We start from the raw sequence: 15,635 nt of genomic DNA, 5'->3' as shown, positions 1-15,635 counted from the left end.
GGATGTAAACGATTCGCTAGGTACTGAATAAAAACGAATTTCCGTAAAAAATATTTACAAATAATCATAAAAAAATGTAAAAAGGAGCATATATACCATGTTGTTACAAGAAAAAATGCGCCAAATCAAACTAGCACCCGCCGAACGATCGTTGATTGATTATTTATTAGCCAATCCGACCGCGATGGCGGATCAAACCATCAAGGAATTATCTGAAAAAACCTATGTTCATCCTTCTACTTTTATTCGGATCGCCAAAAAATTAGGCTTCAATGGTTGGCTCGACTTAAAAACGGCCTTTGTGGAAGAGCAAACATATATGAGCAGCCATTTTACCGATGTGGATGCGAACTTTCCCTTCTCTTCCCATGACGGTATTATGACCATCGCCAAAAAGTTGGCAAAGCTTGAACAAACAACGATCGAAGATACGCTTTCCTTGATCCATCATGATGAATTACAAAAAGCGAAACAATCGTTGCTCAATGCCAACCATATCAGGATTTTCGCCAGCAATGCCAACACCTTGATTTCTCAAGACTTTGTTTTGAAGATGCGGCGTTTAGGAAAAAGTATCTACGTCTGCGATACCTTCGGCGAAAGTGCCTATGAGGCATCCAACTGTACCTCCGATACGACCGCGATTTTGATTTCTTACACAGGTGAAAACAAAATGGTTAAAGAAATCGGTAAGATCCTCGCCGAACGGCAGGTCTCCATCATTGGGATGACTAGTATTGGCGAGAATGCGTTAGCGAAATTAAGCGATTGTGTCTTAAATATCACAACAAGAGAAAGGCTTTATTCAAAGATCGCGAATTTTACGATCAATACCTCAGTTTGCTACTTGCTAGATTTGTTGTATGCAGTCGTCTTTTCGGAGCACTATGAGAAAAATCTGCAGCATTTGATCGATATTGGGATGGCGTATGATAAGCGCCCCACTTCATCAACGATAATCGCTGAACCAACCTATGATAAAAACCTTCATTATAAGGACTCACTGTTTCCCAATTAAATGACTGTCAAAAAGCGATCGCGCCTTCACGACCGATCGCTTTTATCCTTATATAGCTGTTTTGCAGGAAAATGTTTCCTAAACTAAAGCCGTGATCAAATCATCGGAACAACCAACTTCTCGTTTGTCAGACTCGATGATATCCAAATAATCCGCTGAGTTGGTCACTAGCACTGGGGTCTCAATATTGAATCCTGCTTTGATCAATGCATCTTTATCAAAGCTGATCAATTTTTGCCCACGAGTGACTTTATCGCCTTGCTTCACATGCGCTTCAAAGAACTCACCATTCAATTGAACAGTATCCAAACCAATATGGATCAAAAGTTCTAAACCATTCTCAGAAATCAACCCGATGGCATGTTTGGTTGGGAACAATGTCATCACTGTACCATCAAAAGGAGCCACGACTTCGCCTTTTGATGGATGGATCAGGATGCCTTTTCCTAGCACTCCTTGAGCAAAAGCTTCATCTTTGGCACTGCTTAGTGGCGCGATCGTTCCTTCCACTGGAGAAGTGATCACTTCTTTTCGAACAGTCATCGCTGGTTGTCCTTCTGCGATTTCTTCTTCCACTGCATCATCTTTCCAGAAAGCCATGGTCAAACCAAAGCCAATCGCTGCAGCGATCAAGATTCCGAAGACAGAGAACCACATGCCACTAGCGTCGCCTTCTGGAGTGATGTAGTTGAAAATGCCAAAGACCCCTAACCCACCAGAGGTGTAGCTCGTTGTTCCATTGATCATCAAGAAGGCACCTGCGACCGCACCACCGATCATTGAGTAGAAGAACGGCATTTTTTTCGGTAACGTGATCCCATAAATCGCTGGCTCCGTTACACCGAAAAGCCCTGAGATAATAGCTGGTGGACATAGTGCTTTCAGTTTTTTATCTTTCAGTTTAAAGTACATCGCCATCACTACGGCTGTTTGAGCAAAGCTGGCACCAAACGTAGCTACCAAAATCTGACTATAACCAAGTTGCGTGATTTGCATAATGTGTAGCGGAACAACTGACCAGTGAAGACCGAAAATAACCAATACTTGCCAGAAAAAACCTAGCAACAAGCCATAGGCAACTGGTGAGAAGTCCATCAACGCTTCAAATCCTGAGCTCAAAAGGTCCGTCAACATACTGATTACAGGTCCAATCACCAAAAACCCAATTGGCAATGCAATCAAGAGAACCAAGAACGGCACTAAGAACGTTTGGACAACAGAAGGAATAATTTTTTTCGCAAATTTTTGAACTTGCGCAGCAAAGGCAATGATAAAGATGACCGGCACCACACTGCTAGTATACGTTGCGCCAACCCACGGAATTCCTAAAAACGTTTCGTACGCAGGCAAGCCTAACAAGCTATACGGTGCAGCAGCTCCCTCGCCAGCGCCTGCAAGAAATGCGGCTTGCAAAGCAGATCCTTGAATCGTTGGGTAACAAAGCGCTGACCCGATCACAATTCCCACCATTGGATTTAAGCGAAACTTTTTCGCTGACGTATACCCTAAAATCACTGGCATAAACATGAAGATCGAATCGCCGATCGCATTGAACATCACATAGGTACCAGTCGTTGTTGTATAATCGATCAAGCCTGTTGTACCAATAAAAAGCAACAGTGCGTTTAGTCCTTTGATCATCCCCGCCGCACACAAAGCCCCTAAGAAGGGTTGGAAGCAGCCGCTCAAAATATCGATCAAACGATCAAACAAGTTGCCACCTGAAGCTGTTTCTTCAGCATCACCACTGATTCCTGCAACATCGATCACTTCTGCATAGACATCTGGCACATGGTTTCCGATAACCACCTGGTATTGACCGCCACTCTTCATGACCGTCACGACCCCATCCATGTTCTTTAAGACTTCATCATTTGCGACGCCTTCATCCTTTAATTTAAAACGCAGGCGTGTGATACAATGCGTCAAGCTATTGATGTTCTCTTTTCCACCGACATTTGCTACGATTTTTTCTGCTAATTCACGATATTTTCCCATTTTTGATTCCTCCAATTTTTTTGTATTGAAGGTTTAGCCAACTGAATGTCACTATCCAAAATGTTTTCTTATTTTGATTTCTTGCTGCATGGTCAGATGTCTTGAAGCTGATGTTTGATAAGAATCATTGCGAAGAAATTTTTCTTTTTCGACTCCTTCTCATGAATCAAAAAATCCTTCTCCTTTCTTGTTTTTTTCAATCAACGATTTTTTTGCACAAGTCTGGCAATATGAATCGTTAAATACAAACTTTCGTCACTGGACATTTGATACTGATACTGATTTTCTAATAGCTCAGCGATTTTTTGCACGCATTGATACGCATTTCGATACTTCACTTTGACCATAGCCAAAAGATCTTCATCGGTTTCATCCACATGAGTAGTATGGTTTTGCATTCTTGAAACAAAAAATTTCAAATGCGTAGTGAAGCGATAAAAATAAACGGACTCTTCATCAAAGGTTGTTTTGAAAAAATATTTAACAATGTTTATGATGTCTTGCATCGTTTGGGTTAGTTCAGCAATATTGCCTTGGTCACCATTCTCAGTTTGCGCATTGACGAGATGCAGAGCAATAAAGCCAGCTTCGTCATCTGGCAGCTGAATCCCGTAATGTTCTTTGATTTTCCCTACTGTTTTGCAGCCTATTTGGTACTCATCAGGGAAAAAACGCTTGATATCCCACAATAAGACATTTTTGACCGTCATTCCTTTTTTCGATCGTTCAATGGCACAGTGCATGTGATCCGTCAACGAGATGTAAATGGAATCATTGATTGGAGATGACAATTCTCGCCGAGCATACTCAATGATCTCATTGGATAATTCAAGATATTCCAGTGGTAAGTCAGCAAGCAGCTCTTGAAATTGAGATAAGATCGTCTGATTTTCTAAGCGATACACTTTATCGACCGTTTCTGAAGAAATTTCATCTCCCACTTTTTTCTTAAATGCAATCCCCCGCCCCATAACAATAATCTCGTTTTGACTTTGATCGGTAGTGATCACAACATTATTGTTTAACACTTTACTGATTTTCATGTCCTACCCCCACTTACTTTATCATTGCGGATATGGTTCATTGCTTGTCTTTATTGCTGAGCCAACAGTCAACACAGAAAAAACCTCATGAAAGCAGCGCAAATACCGCAGCTTCATCAGGTTTAGCTTGTTAAAAATCAACAATCACTATCCATTAGAACCAGTTTTATTATCTTTATCATAGCAAAGGTAGAAAGCGCTGTCAATCGTTGTTCGTTATTTTTATATTCATCCCTTCTTTCTTTTTTCGTACAAAAAAACCTTAAAAACGAAAGTCTTTAAGGTTAGCGTTACTATTAAAACTATTAAACTTCACTTGCCTGCAAACGGTACATATCGGCATACAACCCTTTTTGAGCCAAAAGTTCATCATGGGTGCCTCGTTCGACGATCGAGCCTTTATCAAGCACCAAAATCAACTCGGCATCGCGGATGGTAGACAATCGATGGGCGATCGCGATCGTGGTTCGCCCTTGACGCATATTTGCCAACCCTTCTTGGATCAGTCCTTCTGTTTCAGTATCGATATTGGCAGTCGCCTCATCCAAGACCAGCACTTTCGGATCGGTCACCATGGTGCGGGCAAAGGAAATCAATTGCCGCTGCCCGCTTGAATAGCTGGCGCCCCGTTCAATCACTTTGGCGTGGTATTTACCAGGTAGTTTTTGAATAAAGGCATCTGCTTGAACAAATTTTGCTGCTGCTTCGATCTGTTCCTCACGAATGTCCTGATTCAATAAGCGGATATTGTCAGCGATGTCCCCATAAAACATGAAGGCGTCTTGCAATACGAGTCCGACTTTTTTCCGAAGCTCTTCCATCGTGAAGTCGCGGATATCTTGATCATCGATCAAAATTTGCCCTTCCCCGAATTCGTAAAAACGCATCAACACATTGATGATCGAGCTCTTGCCGCTTCCTGTGTGACCGACTAAAGCCACGGTCTCACCTGGATAGGCGATAAAAGAAATATGATTCAATACGTTGTTTTTACCATCATAGGAAAAACTGACATCGCGAAATTCGATTTTTCCTTTGGTGATGGTTTGACTAGCATCGGGGTTTTGCTGCGGCGTGTATTCTTCGTTATCCATAATCTTTAGAATACGGCTGCCGGCGACCATCCCATCAGTAAAGACGCTGAGAAAATCCATCATCTGTGTCATGGGATTAAAAAATCCTTGAATATAGGTCGTAAAGGCGAAAATCAACCCGACTTCAATGGGCGATTCTAAGGCATCAAACCCAAAGACCGTCAATGACAAGGCGATCGCTAAGGCATACAACAAACTAATGATTGGTGATAATAGCAGCGCATTCGTGCGGATCATAGCGTATCTGGTTTTTAAATAATCATCATTAGTCGCTTCGAATTCTTCATTCAACCGCGCCTCTTGACGGAATTGCTGAATGGTCTGCATACCAGAAATCGATTCATTCAATTTCGTATTCAGCTGACTCAGTTTTTCCCGCATTTGACGATAGATACGAGAGCTGAATTTTTGATAATACCAGATGGCTACCATTAGGATCGGCAGAAAAATCAAGTTCAGTAAGGCAATTTTGACGTTGATGCGGAACATGGCGGCAAAGGAAGAAACCACCGCAAAAATTCCTGTCAATACCATCAAGAAGACATACCAAAATTCATACAACGTTTCTGTGTCGTTGCTGACCCGTGAAACGATCGAACCCGCTGGCGTCTGATCGAAATAGCGCATCCCCAGACTATGCAATTTTTCAAATAATTTTGCTCGAATATATTGATAGGTTTTTAAAGAACCCATCGAATAAAGGAACCATTGGAAAAACCAAATCACAGCTTTTACCAACACCCCAAAGAAATACAATGCAGCAAAGAAATAAATGACTTGCTGGGTCGCCGTTTGATTAGTCAAATAATTATCCATAAAGGTTTGAATGATCAAAGGCAACAGGATATTGACGATCGATAGCACAAAAGCAAAAAAGATCGCTGCATAGAAGGTTTTCCGAAATGGCTTGGCAAAAAGAAACATTCGTTTGATGATGTTTTTTTGCTCTTTAAAGGGAATCGATTTACTCCATTCTGATTCTTGCATTAGGCTTCACTCCCTTCGATTTTGGCTTCTAGTTGCTGTTTGTCCCACATTTTTTTATACCAGCCATTTGCAGCTAATAATTGTTCATGGGTCCCACGTTCACTGATTTTCCCATTGTCGATCACGAGAATTTCTTCTGCATGCTTAACACTACTTAGGCGGTGGGCAGCAATGATCGTTGTTTTATTCTGACGGAACGTCCGCAACTGTTGTAAAATAGCTTCTTCTGTTTTGGCATCTACTGCTGAAAGGGCGTCATCTAAAATCAACAATTCTGGATCGGTGATCAAAGCACGGGCAATGGATAACCGCTGTTTTTGTCCGCCAGAAAGAGAAACACCACGTTCCCCCACCATCGTTTCGTACCCTTCAGGAAACTGACTGATATCCTCGTGGATCACTGCCAATCCAGCAGCTGCTTCCACTTCTGCTTGAGAAGCCCGTGGTTGCGCAAAGCGGATATTGTCTCGAATCGTCATGGAAAATAAGAAATGATCTTGCGGAACATAACCGATCGACCCCAAAAGAGCATTCAAGGAGTATTGCTTGCTATCGATGCCCTCGAAGGTGATCGCTCCATCAAATGAATCATACTCTCGCAACAAAAGCTTCATCAAAGAGGTTTTTCCAGCACCGGTTTTCCCGACGACACCAAGTGTCTGACCGGCAGGCAAAGTAAAGTGGATGTCTTGCAGGGCAAAATCATCTCCTTGATAGTGAAAATCATTGATTTGAACGTTAACCGTTCCTTGGGCTGGGGCATTGACCGCATCTTTTGCTTCAATAATATGGGTCTTTGCCGCCAACAATTCGGCAACCCGATCATAACTAGCATTGCCTCGTTCCAGCACATTAAACAGACGTCCGATGGCAAACATCGGCCAAACTAACATACCGATATAACTGATGAAGGATACCAATTGACCGATCGAGATGGTACCATCCATAACATAATTGCCGCCAACGATGATCGTCAGCACATAGGAGATTCCGATGATGATCGTAATAAACGGATCAAACAAGGCATCCAGAAAATTGACTTTGCGGTTTTTGATGATGGCATGGTCGATTTTGGTTTGAAAATCAGCGATGTCCTCTTTTTCCTGTCCAAAGGTTTTGATGACTTTCATCCCAGTAATACTTTCTTGGGCTTTGTCGTTGATGGAAGAAAATGCTTCTTGCGAGTCACGAAACGCATCATGCAATTTGCTGCCAAGAACCCTTGCCATGACTGCTAAGAAAGGCAGCGGCAATAGAGCAATGATCGTTAACCGCCAGTCGATAAAGAGAACCATCGCAATGATGGTTGCCCCTCCCGAGATGAAGGAATCGGCAAAGGTCAAGATCCCCGCCCCTGCCACATTTTGGATGGCATTCAAGTCATTGGTGGCATGGGCCATCAAATCACCTGTCCGATGCTTTTGATAAAACAACTGATCCATCCTTGTAAAATGTGCAAATAGCTGTCTGCGTAACGTTTTTTCTAGCCGAGCGGCACTACCCCAGATATGCGTTCGCCAGACAAAACGAAACACGTATTGAGCGATGGCTGAAGCAATCAAGATCATGACCCAAAAAAAGATCGTCTGCATCGAGATCTCTTTTTCCGCAATCTCATCGATGATGATCCCGATAACTTTGGGAGGTGCCAACTGTACCAAGGCGACCAAGACTAAAGAGCCTACGCCTAACAAATAATGTTTCTTTTCTTGTTTAAAAAACCAACCTAACTTCCTAAATATTGACATAACACTCTCCATTTCTTTATGACCTGTTGCTTAAATTTTGCGATTTTTCCGAATATTCATTGGATTCAGTTACAATTGCTACCCCGCTATTCACAGAACATAAATAGAAAAAGTAGCTTGGGGACATTTTTTATTCGTTGCTGCGTTTTGCCGCAATAAAAAGCGAGCTGATAAAATCAGCCCGCTTTTTAGAAAAAAACCTACTTTTGGTTTTTCATTTGCTGCATCATCTGACGAATTTTTTTCTCAGAAGGTTTTTGACCCATTGACATCATCATCGAGCGAAGCATATCCTCATTAACGGGAGGATTTTTCTTTAGATAATCTTGCATATATTTACGCGCCAAAAAGAAGCCGCCGACAGCGCCTAGTAATGCTGCAACAACAGCGATCACGATTACGATTCCTACACTAACCATTCGAAAACTCTCCTTTCTCTTGTACTCTCAATGAATCATTTTACTAGAAAAAAACACAAAAAGAAAGAGTGAAAGCTGGATTTATCCAAAAACTTTCACTCGTTTCCTCAACTTAATGCGACATCTCTTTTGTTGAATAACCAATTTGTTAAAAGGTAGATTAAAACACTGTAAACAAGGATCCCGATCGCCATTTCCCAATAGCCCAATCCTGGATCAAAAGCAGTCATCTGCATGTCAGGACTATTTAATACACTCGGTATTTGCTCTTTAATATTCATAAAATTAAATGGATTCCACTTCAGCCATGGGTATTTTTCTTGCGCAAAAAGCATGATCGAGTTGATGATGCTGCTTCCAAACAACATACCCAAGCCTAAGCCTACCGCCAGGCTTTGAGAGCGAATGACGGCGGAGATAAAGATGGTCAATGCAATATAAAAGACGATCAATAGCAAGTTGGTTCCCGCAAAAACAAGGGCAACGAGAATCGCCGCTAGCCCGTTGTAGCCAGTAGCAGCAAAAGGTGATTCAGCTGCTAAAAATAAATTGGCAGCTGCTAAACTACTGATGAGTAAAACAGCGGTCCCTAACAGCGCAAATAAAAACGTGTTGATGGCTTTTGCTGCTAAGATTTGGCTTCTGGAAAAAGGCCGAATCAATAAGAACTTGATCGTTCCTCGACTGAACTCTTCTGCTACTGAAGAAGCCGCCACAATCACTACAAATAAGTTTAAGAACGACGTCATATCGCTTAAAGAAGCAAATAAATCATTGGCCCCAATTTCTGGACTACCTAAGCGTACAACATAGGTCAAGCCAAACGTCATTAAAACCAATAAAAGCAGCATGATCCAAGTAGAACGCTTTTTGGTTAATTTGATCCATTCATTTTTAATCAATGTCAGCATGCTTACAAACCTCCTTCTTCGGTCCAAGCCAAGAATGTATCTTCCAAAGAAGATTGCTTTGTCCGTAGTTCTTTTAAGCCGATACCCGCCGTCACGATCGCTGCAGCGATTTCAGAACGCTGATCTGTTTGCAACGTGACTTGCAATTCGTCTTCTACATGCAAGACCTCGACGTCAAAGGAAGCTTTTAACAGTGCTTCGGTTTGCAAGTTATCATCAGTTTTGATGATCAACACATTTTTCTCTGCTTTCAACTCTGCCATTGCTACTTGATGAGTGACTTTTCCTTTTTGCACCACGATCAAATGATCGGCAATTTGTTCGATATCGCTTAATTGATGACTGGAAACTAAGACAGAGACCCCTTTTGCTCGCAAAGAAAGAATCATTTCTCGAAACTCCCGCATGCCTTTAGGATCCAGGCCATTCATCGGTTCATCTAAAACTAATAAGTCTGGTTGATGGACCAATGCCTGGGCAACACCTAAACGCTGACGCATCCCTAATGAATAGGTTTTGACTTTTTGATGGATATGTCCTTCTAAATGCACCTGACGGATCAGGGCTTCTAGCTCAGAGGCTGTGCCTTTTTTCTTCGCCATACGCTGATACTGCATCAAATTCTCATAACCGGTCATATAATTATAAAACTCAGGATTCTCAACGATCGCTCCGACTGAGGCAATCGCTGTTTTAAAAGAAGAATCCAATAAATTTCCCATAATGGCAATCGATCCTGTGTTGTGCTTCATCAAGCCAACGATCATTCGGATGATCGTCGTCTTCCCAGCCCCATTGGGCCCTAATAAACCAACGACTTGTCCTTGGTCCACCACAAAGGAAACATCATCAATGATTCGTTTGGTCCCAATCAATTTGGAAACATTTTGCAGTGCTAATACTTCTGTCAAAGTTACCCCTTCTTCCTAACACCATTTCTGCAACGATTTTAAATAAAAAACGTTATGATAATATGTATACCATGCCATCTCTGTAAAAAAAAGTCAAGAAGTGAAAAAGGAACATCGATGCTCCTGTTTTTGCTTCTTGACAACTTCCTGTATCACTGTTGCTTTTCACGTTTGCCCTATTGCTGCTGGTCAAAAGCTTGACAAAATTATAAGTTCTATTTGCTCGATCTTATAGCGGAGTCACTCCGTTTGGGTGAATGCCAGTTGGGCGAACGCTGCCTTGTTCTTGGCACTTCTGATCTGTTTGATCACTTGCTTGAGCTGTTTCCACTCCTTTGCGCTTGGGTGACCATTCCAATAAAAGAGATAAGGCTGTTCTTCCTCGGAAAATTCCTGATGGATCGGATAATCGCTAATCACCAAATCTGGTTTTTGAGACAGCGAATAATGGGCCATCGCTCGATGCGTGGCATTCATCAAGCGGTTCTTGATCCAAAGCTCTTGCGTTTTTCCGTATTTCGAATGGATCGAGAACGTGACCGGCTGTTCATATTTGATAAAAATAACTCTCAGTAACATACAGTATTGGAAAATCAAGCGATCATTCATTTGCAGTAATCTACGCAACTCTGGTAAAGAAACAGTCGCTTCCAAAAAAAACCGTTTCATGTTTGGATAAAGCACTGGAAAAGCGGCTTGCAGCTCTTGCTCGTCGGTTGTTTTGCCAAAACTATCGCTTTTTTGTCGCGTACCAAAACAGCCAGAGGCGGAATGGATCATGACCAGATTAACCAGTAAATAGTTTTTTTCGGCTTCTGTAAACGTCAACCGAAAATACACGGCTAGTTTTTCAACAAGCTGCGCTTCTTGCTGGTACTTTGGCTGAGTCAGCCACGAGATGTTAGCAGCATCGAGATCCTCCTCAAGATAGGTGTTCATTACCCCAAACATATAATACAAGAAGCTGCGTTCAACCTCCGAAATTTCAGAAAACGGCAGATGATTCCTGTTAAACAGTGGGTTCAAAAAGACCTGATCAAACTGATTTTTTTCAATTAATGGGTGCTCAAAGGTTAGTACTTCGTTTGGTAAAAACGAAAGCGGATGCTTTTGATGGATTCTTTGCACGGTTATAGCGAATAGATGAAGAAATTTATCGATATCGATTTTTCTCATATAAGAAGCATGGGTTTCAAACAACGCTTCAGCCTGCTCTTTCTCCTTGATCGATGCCAAGACTTGTGAGTCCTTCTCATCAAAAATTTGCCAATAGGTAAGATGATAAAAATAGCGGATCGCATATTCAGCACCTACCAAAGGATCACCCTTTTTTAAACTATAGGACAAATGATAATTCGCCAAAACATGATTCAACTCCTGCAATTTTCGTTGAATCGTGCGGGGACTGCTAAAGGTTTTGTGACTGAGTTGTTCAAGGGAATGATAATCCCCCTGAAAGAGCGCATCCAGCAAGATAAACCCAACGGTTCCCTGCAACAATACACTATAGGCTTGGCTCAATAGAAATCGTGGAGAAAAAGTAATCGACACTTCTTTTTCCAACCGATCATAGGTCAAAGTAAACTGAGGATAGCGTGCACGAAACACCTCTACTTGCTGAACGATCGACTGCATTTTGTTGGTTTTCCTATCGAAAACACCTGAGAGCTCTTTAATTGAATAGTCTTTCTTGTTCGTTTCGTAACAATAACTTAGAAACGCATAAATTTGTTTTTCTGTCGTATCCAAAAGTGCCTGTAACATGAAATTTCCCTCGCTCGTATAATCAGCAAACGCTGTTTTTATCCTAAATTTGTCATCTTACAAAATTGTAAGCTGGCAGTGTTTGGTGATCGTACCACCGTGCGCTCTTTTCTGTCAAATCACTTTTAACAAATTTTCCTTTCGTTATCTGTATATTTTCATAAAAAAAGTCTGACGCCTCAAAACGATCGTCAGACTTTTTGTTAAAAACGGTAAAACAAAACGTGATTGTGCTTTCTGGGGAAGAAAATTCCAATCGTGGGTTATCAATTCTCTCATTATCCTCGGCTTTTTTCTTTACTGTCTCTCATCAGAAAATAACTTTCGATTCAGCCAGTAAAGGAAGACAGTAAGGATAACCACGCCTAGACCAAAGAGTAAATAGCGAATACTCGTATTTTTGCTGCCGGTTTTCGGTAGTACGGCTCCATTGACCTCCTTAGCACTGCTTGTCTCCGTAGGTTGTTCCTGTTCCATTTTCACTGAAGACGATGCTTTAGCGAGTTGTTTGCCTGCGGGATCATTGGAGGAAACACTTCGCTTGCTTGACTGACTTTGGTTCGGCGCTAATTTGTTTGGTTTCGTTTCTGAATCTGAAAGATTCTCAGATGCCGCTTCACTAACGGTCATTGTTCCTGTTGTTGCGGTGGTTTCTTGACTCCTAATTGTCTGACTCGATTCACTCTCACTAACTGGTTGGGTGTTGAAGTTTTCTGACTCACTTGCATTGTGACTACTTTCGATACTTTGAGAATCCTGACTTGTGTTTTCCGTAGTAGAAGTCCTTGGATCCGTCGATTGAGAGTCGCTAAATTTCGGTTCGATACTACTAAAGGAAGAGCCTGTTTCTTCAGACACTTTAGAGCTTGCGCTTATCTCAGAGTTCGTGCGCTCACTAGAGCTCGGGGGTGTTATTACCTGCCATTGACTAGGCTTCAAGTTTTCAGTAATCGTTGTTTCACCGTCATAAATCACAACTAAATCTACTTTATCCACACTTTTGATCTCATCGATGGCCATCTCAGCATAGATCCTTAAGTAGTTTTCAACACCTGAAAACCAATCGACATTTGTTAGATACGTTTCACCAATCACCTTTTCACTGTGTCCATTGCCATCCCAACCATAAGTTAATCGGATACAAACGTTTTGTGAAGTCAGCGTTTTGTTCGGCCGTACCGGGATCGTAATGACTTTCAAGGCTTCATCATAGATCACTCGATTCGTTTGAACAGAAAACGATAAATTCCCTCCGGCTCGTTCTTTTGCTGAAGTATGATCGAAACCAAACACCAGCAGCAATAATCCCGCTAACAGCAAAATCAACACAATTCCAACCAGTTTTCTCATTTCCTCACTTCCTAAATAAATATTTCAAGATAACTTGATAAGGAAATTATAATAAATTCTCAGAGAAAACATGCGCCGAAAAAAAAAGGAAAGACCCAATAAAATGGCATCTTCCCTTTGCTATAAAGCATCTGAATTTGTTTATAATCTTCCACGGAATCAAATTGGGCGTGCTTATTCACACATTTTACGATTGTTCTACTTCCATTTAATCGAAACCACTATTCAAGAAAACCTTTGTTCGATAGATAGTAATAAATTATAAACCGCACCAAGAAGGTTCGCTTCGTTCCCGTAAAGACAAGCTTCGATGCTAATTTCTTTAAAATTCATTTCCAAAAGTGGTAACTGTTTTCGAACTGAACGGTACTGGTGTTTTATTTCTTGTATTAAAATCGGTTGGGCACTAATGCCACCACCAATCACTAGTTTGTCAAGATCAAGTGTCACCTGCAAATTAATAATCATCCGTGCAATCAGCTGACAATAGTCCACAAACAATTTCTTTAACGCCACATTCTCACCTTTGACTAGTTCATCAAAAACAGTTTTCCCGTCATACTGATCGTCCATATTTAAAAGTGCTGCCCCACTTTGCACGAAGCCTACAGCGGAACCTTTCAACCCAATTAGTTGTTCCAAAGATAGTTCTCCAGTCATATTTGCTAAAAAGCTTATCTCACCAGCCTGAAAGTTGCTTCCTTGATAAAGCTTGTTGTCGAGAATCAAACCACAACCAATGCCTGTACCCAAGACAATCGCTGCCCCGTGTGAACAGTCTTTTAGATTTCCAATCCACCATTCTGCTAACGCGGCGGCTTTTCCATCATTTGACAATGCACAAGGAAGTCCGTGTGTTTCTTCGATATATTTTTTTAGTGGGTATTCATGAAGATACGTTAGTGCTCCCCCGAAATACACAACTCCTTTTTTGGTATCAATTTTACCTGGTAGACTTATGCCTACCCCCTTGATTTGGTCATGATAGCTTTGAATAATAGAAGAAATCGTTTCGAGGAAATCGGTCAGATCATTCGGGGTTACACGTTGTTTTTTCTCCACGATGCTTCCTGTGTAGTCGATCAATGCATATTTGATTGCTGAACCACCAACATCAATTCCTAAATAATTCATCTATCCACTCCTGCTCTTTAATCGAACTGGTTTTTAAATTTCATAACTAATCGTTCAGTTTGTTAGTTTTCTGACACTCTCAATTGTTTACTAAAGAAGAATGTGATCAAAGCAAAGCCCGTAAAGACATAGCCTGACGAAAGCATACTGAATGCTGCTGACTGGTTAGTAAAAAAGTTGCTGATAGCAGACATAATATACGGCGAAAAGAAAACACCCAAATTAACGCCTACCATGCCAATTGATACTGCTAAATTTGCCGCATTTCTCGGTGCTTTTTGCATTAGTATCCCAAAAGAATAGGGTGTATATAATGCTGCTCCCGCACTGGCTAAAAAGATTGCTACGGTCAATGAGAACATGCTCGAACTGTTCGAGATTAAAAAGAATGAGATCCCCAAAATAAGATAACTAATAGGCATTGTGTAATGTTTCGTGTACTTTACAATGTTTCCATACAAAAAATTACAAATAAATGCGACGATCGTCGCCAATGATAGAGCAGTGCCTAAAAACTCGGCATTCGAAAAATTCGCTTCTAAAACAAACGTTGTTGCTTTCGTGTATAAATTCATAATAAATGCAAAGGTGAAAAAGAAGCCTAGCGCCGATAGAATGGTAAAAGAATTTATTCTGATCGTTCCCTTATCTTTCTCATCGCCTTCAGTCTTCGTGTGAATTGTTGGAATAAAGAAAAGAAACAAAACAACTGGTACCAAGGCTAAACCATAAACGATGTATGCATACTGCCAACTAATCACAGCCAACTGACTTGCTAAAAAGGTCATAATCATCTGACCTAAACTCTGAAAAGCAGTTTGGTAGCCTAGCATTTTATTACGAAGCTCCCCTTCATAAAAATAATCAATCAGACTCACAGCCAATGAATTATACATTCCTAACCCCGCACCAAGCGCTAAACGCGACAGATAAACAATTGTATAATTTTCTGTAATCATGGGAACCATTCCACTGATCCCAGCAATCGTCAATCCTAATAATACAACCGTCTTTGTCCCTAAACTTCTAACTAGAAATGTGCTTAGTAAAACAAAGATCATGATGGTAATATTTGGTGCAGTTACTAAGGATTCAACGGCAGTCGCCGAATGATCAACAAAGGTTTCTTTCATTTTAGAGACGGCTATGGCAATTGTTCCGCCCGATTGCAGCATCAATGAAATTGAGAGAAGTGCTAGCTTAAAGCTGGCACTTCTCGGTCTTGTTTTCTCCATAAAAACACTCCTTTTTTTGATTG

12 protein-coding genes are annotated in these 15,635 nt (G+C 41.2%); 1 reads left to right on the top strand and 11 read right to left on the bottom strand.

Features of this window, described 5'->3' with window-relative positions; all coding sequences use genetic code 11:
* Positions 1-97: 97 nt before the first annotated feature.
* Complete coding sequence (locus IGI82_RS07725; RefSeq protein WP_438842003.1) at positions 98-1,018, top strand: MurR/RpiR family transcriptional regulator; 921 nt, start codon at positions 98-100, stop codon at positions 1,016-1,018.
* Between the two features lie 78 nt (positions 1,019-1,096).
* Here IGI82_RS07725 and IGI82_RS07720 read toward each other — a convergent pair whose 3' ends face one another.
* The 11 genes from IGI82_RS07720 to IGI82_RS07670 form a co-directional block, all read right to left on the bottom strand.
* On the bottom strand, positions 1,097-3,016 hold the full coding sequence (locus tag IGI82_RS07720; protein WP_074535726.1) for a beta-glucoside-specific PTS transporter subunit IIABC: 1,920 nt from the start codon (positions 3,014-3,016) through the stop codon (positions 1,097-1,099).
* Positions 3,017-3,216: 200 nt separating this feature from the next.
* Positions 3,217-4,059: a BglG family transcription antiterminator LicT gene (licT, locus tag IGI82_RS07715; protein WP_438842002.1), complete on the bottom strand. Its 843-nt coding sequence runs from the start codon at positions 4,057-4,059 to the stop codon at positions 3,217-3,219.
* Between the two features lie 305 nt (positions 4,060-4,364).
* A complete protein-coding gene (locus tag IGI82_RS07710; protein WP_438842001.1) occupies positions 4,365-6,140 on the bottom strand; it encodes an ABC transporter ATP-binding protein in 1,776 nt (591 codons plus the stop codon).
* Entirely contained in the window at positions 6,140-7,888 is a 1,749-nt protein-coding gene (locus IGI82_RS07705; protein WP_438842000.1) for an ABC transporter ATP-binding protein, read from the bottom strand. Before IGI82_RS07705 ends, IGI82_RS07710 begins: the two co-directional genes overlap by 1 nt.
* A 200-nt stretch (positions 7,889-8,088) precedes the next feature.
* Positions 8,089-8,307: a YneF family protein gene (locus IGI82_RS07700; protein ID WP_005235432.1), complete on the bottom strand. Its 219-nt coding sequence runs from the start codon at positions 8,305-8,307 to the stop codon at positions 8,089-8,091.
* 107 nt (positions 8,308-8,414) lie between these two features.
* Entirely contained in the window at positions 8,415-9,218 is an 804-nt protein-coding gene (locus tag IGI82_RS07695) for an ABC transporter permease (RefSeq protein WP_005225815.1), read from the bottom strand.
* A 2-nt stretch (positions 9,219-9,220) separates the two neighbouring features.
* Positions 9,221-10,129: an ABC transporter ATP-binding protein gene (locus tag IGI82_RS07690; protein ID WP_271292618.1), complete on the bottom strand. Its 909-nt coding sequence runs from the start codon at positions 10,127-10,129 to the stop codon at positions 9,221-9,223.
* Between the two features lie 240 nt (positions 10,130-10,369).
* Positions 10,370-11,893 (bottom strand): helix-turn-helix domain-containing protein, encoded by a 1,524-nt coding sequence (locus tag IGI82_RS07685; RefSeq protein ID WP_438841999.1) that lies wholly within the window; start codon positions 11,891-11,893, stop codon positions 10,370-10,372.
* Between the two features lie 297 nt (positions 11,894-12,190).
* The gene (locus IGI82_RS07680) at positions 12,191-13,243 is read right to left on the bottom strand and encodes an LPXTG cell wall anchor domain-containing protein (protein ID WP_087627348.1); all 1,053 of its coding nucleotides are present in this window, start codon (positions 13,241-13,243) and stop codon (positions 12,191-12,193) included.
* A 225-nt stretch (positions 13,244-13,468) separates the two neighbouring features.
* A complete protein-coding gene (locus IGI82_RS07675; protein ID WP_087627347.1) occupies positions 13,469-14,377 on the bottom strand; it encodes an ROK family protein in 909 nt (302 codons plus the stop codon).
* 62 nt (positions 14,378-14,439) lie between these two features.
* Positions 14,440-15,612 (bottom strand): MFS transporter, encoded by a 1,173-nt coding sequence (locus IGI82_RS07670; protein WP_249270030.1) that lies wholly within the window; start codon positions 15,610-15,612, stop codon positions 14,440-14,442.
* Between the last annotated feature and the right edge of the window lie 23 nt (positions 15,613-15,635).

Origin of the sequence: Enterococcus sp. AZ067 (assembly GCF_051715005.1) — a bacterium.
Taxonomy (GTDB): Bacteria; Bacillota; Bacilli; order Lactobacillales; family Enterococcaceae; genus Enterococcus_D; species Enterococcus_D casseliflavus.
Note: the sequence above shows the minus strand (reverse complement) of the source record. Positions and strands in the feature narration are given on the sequence as shown.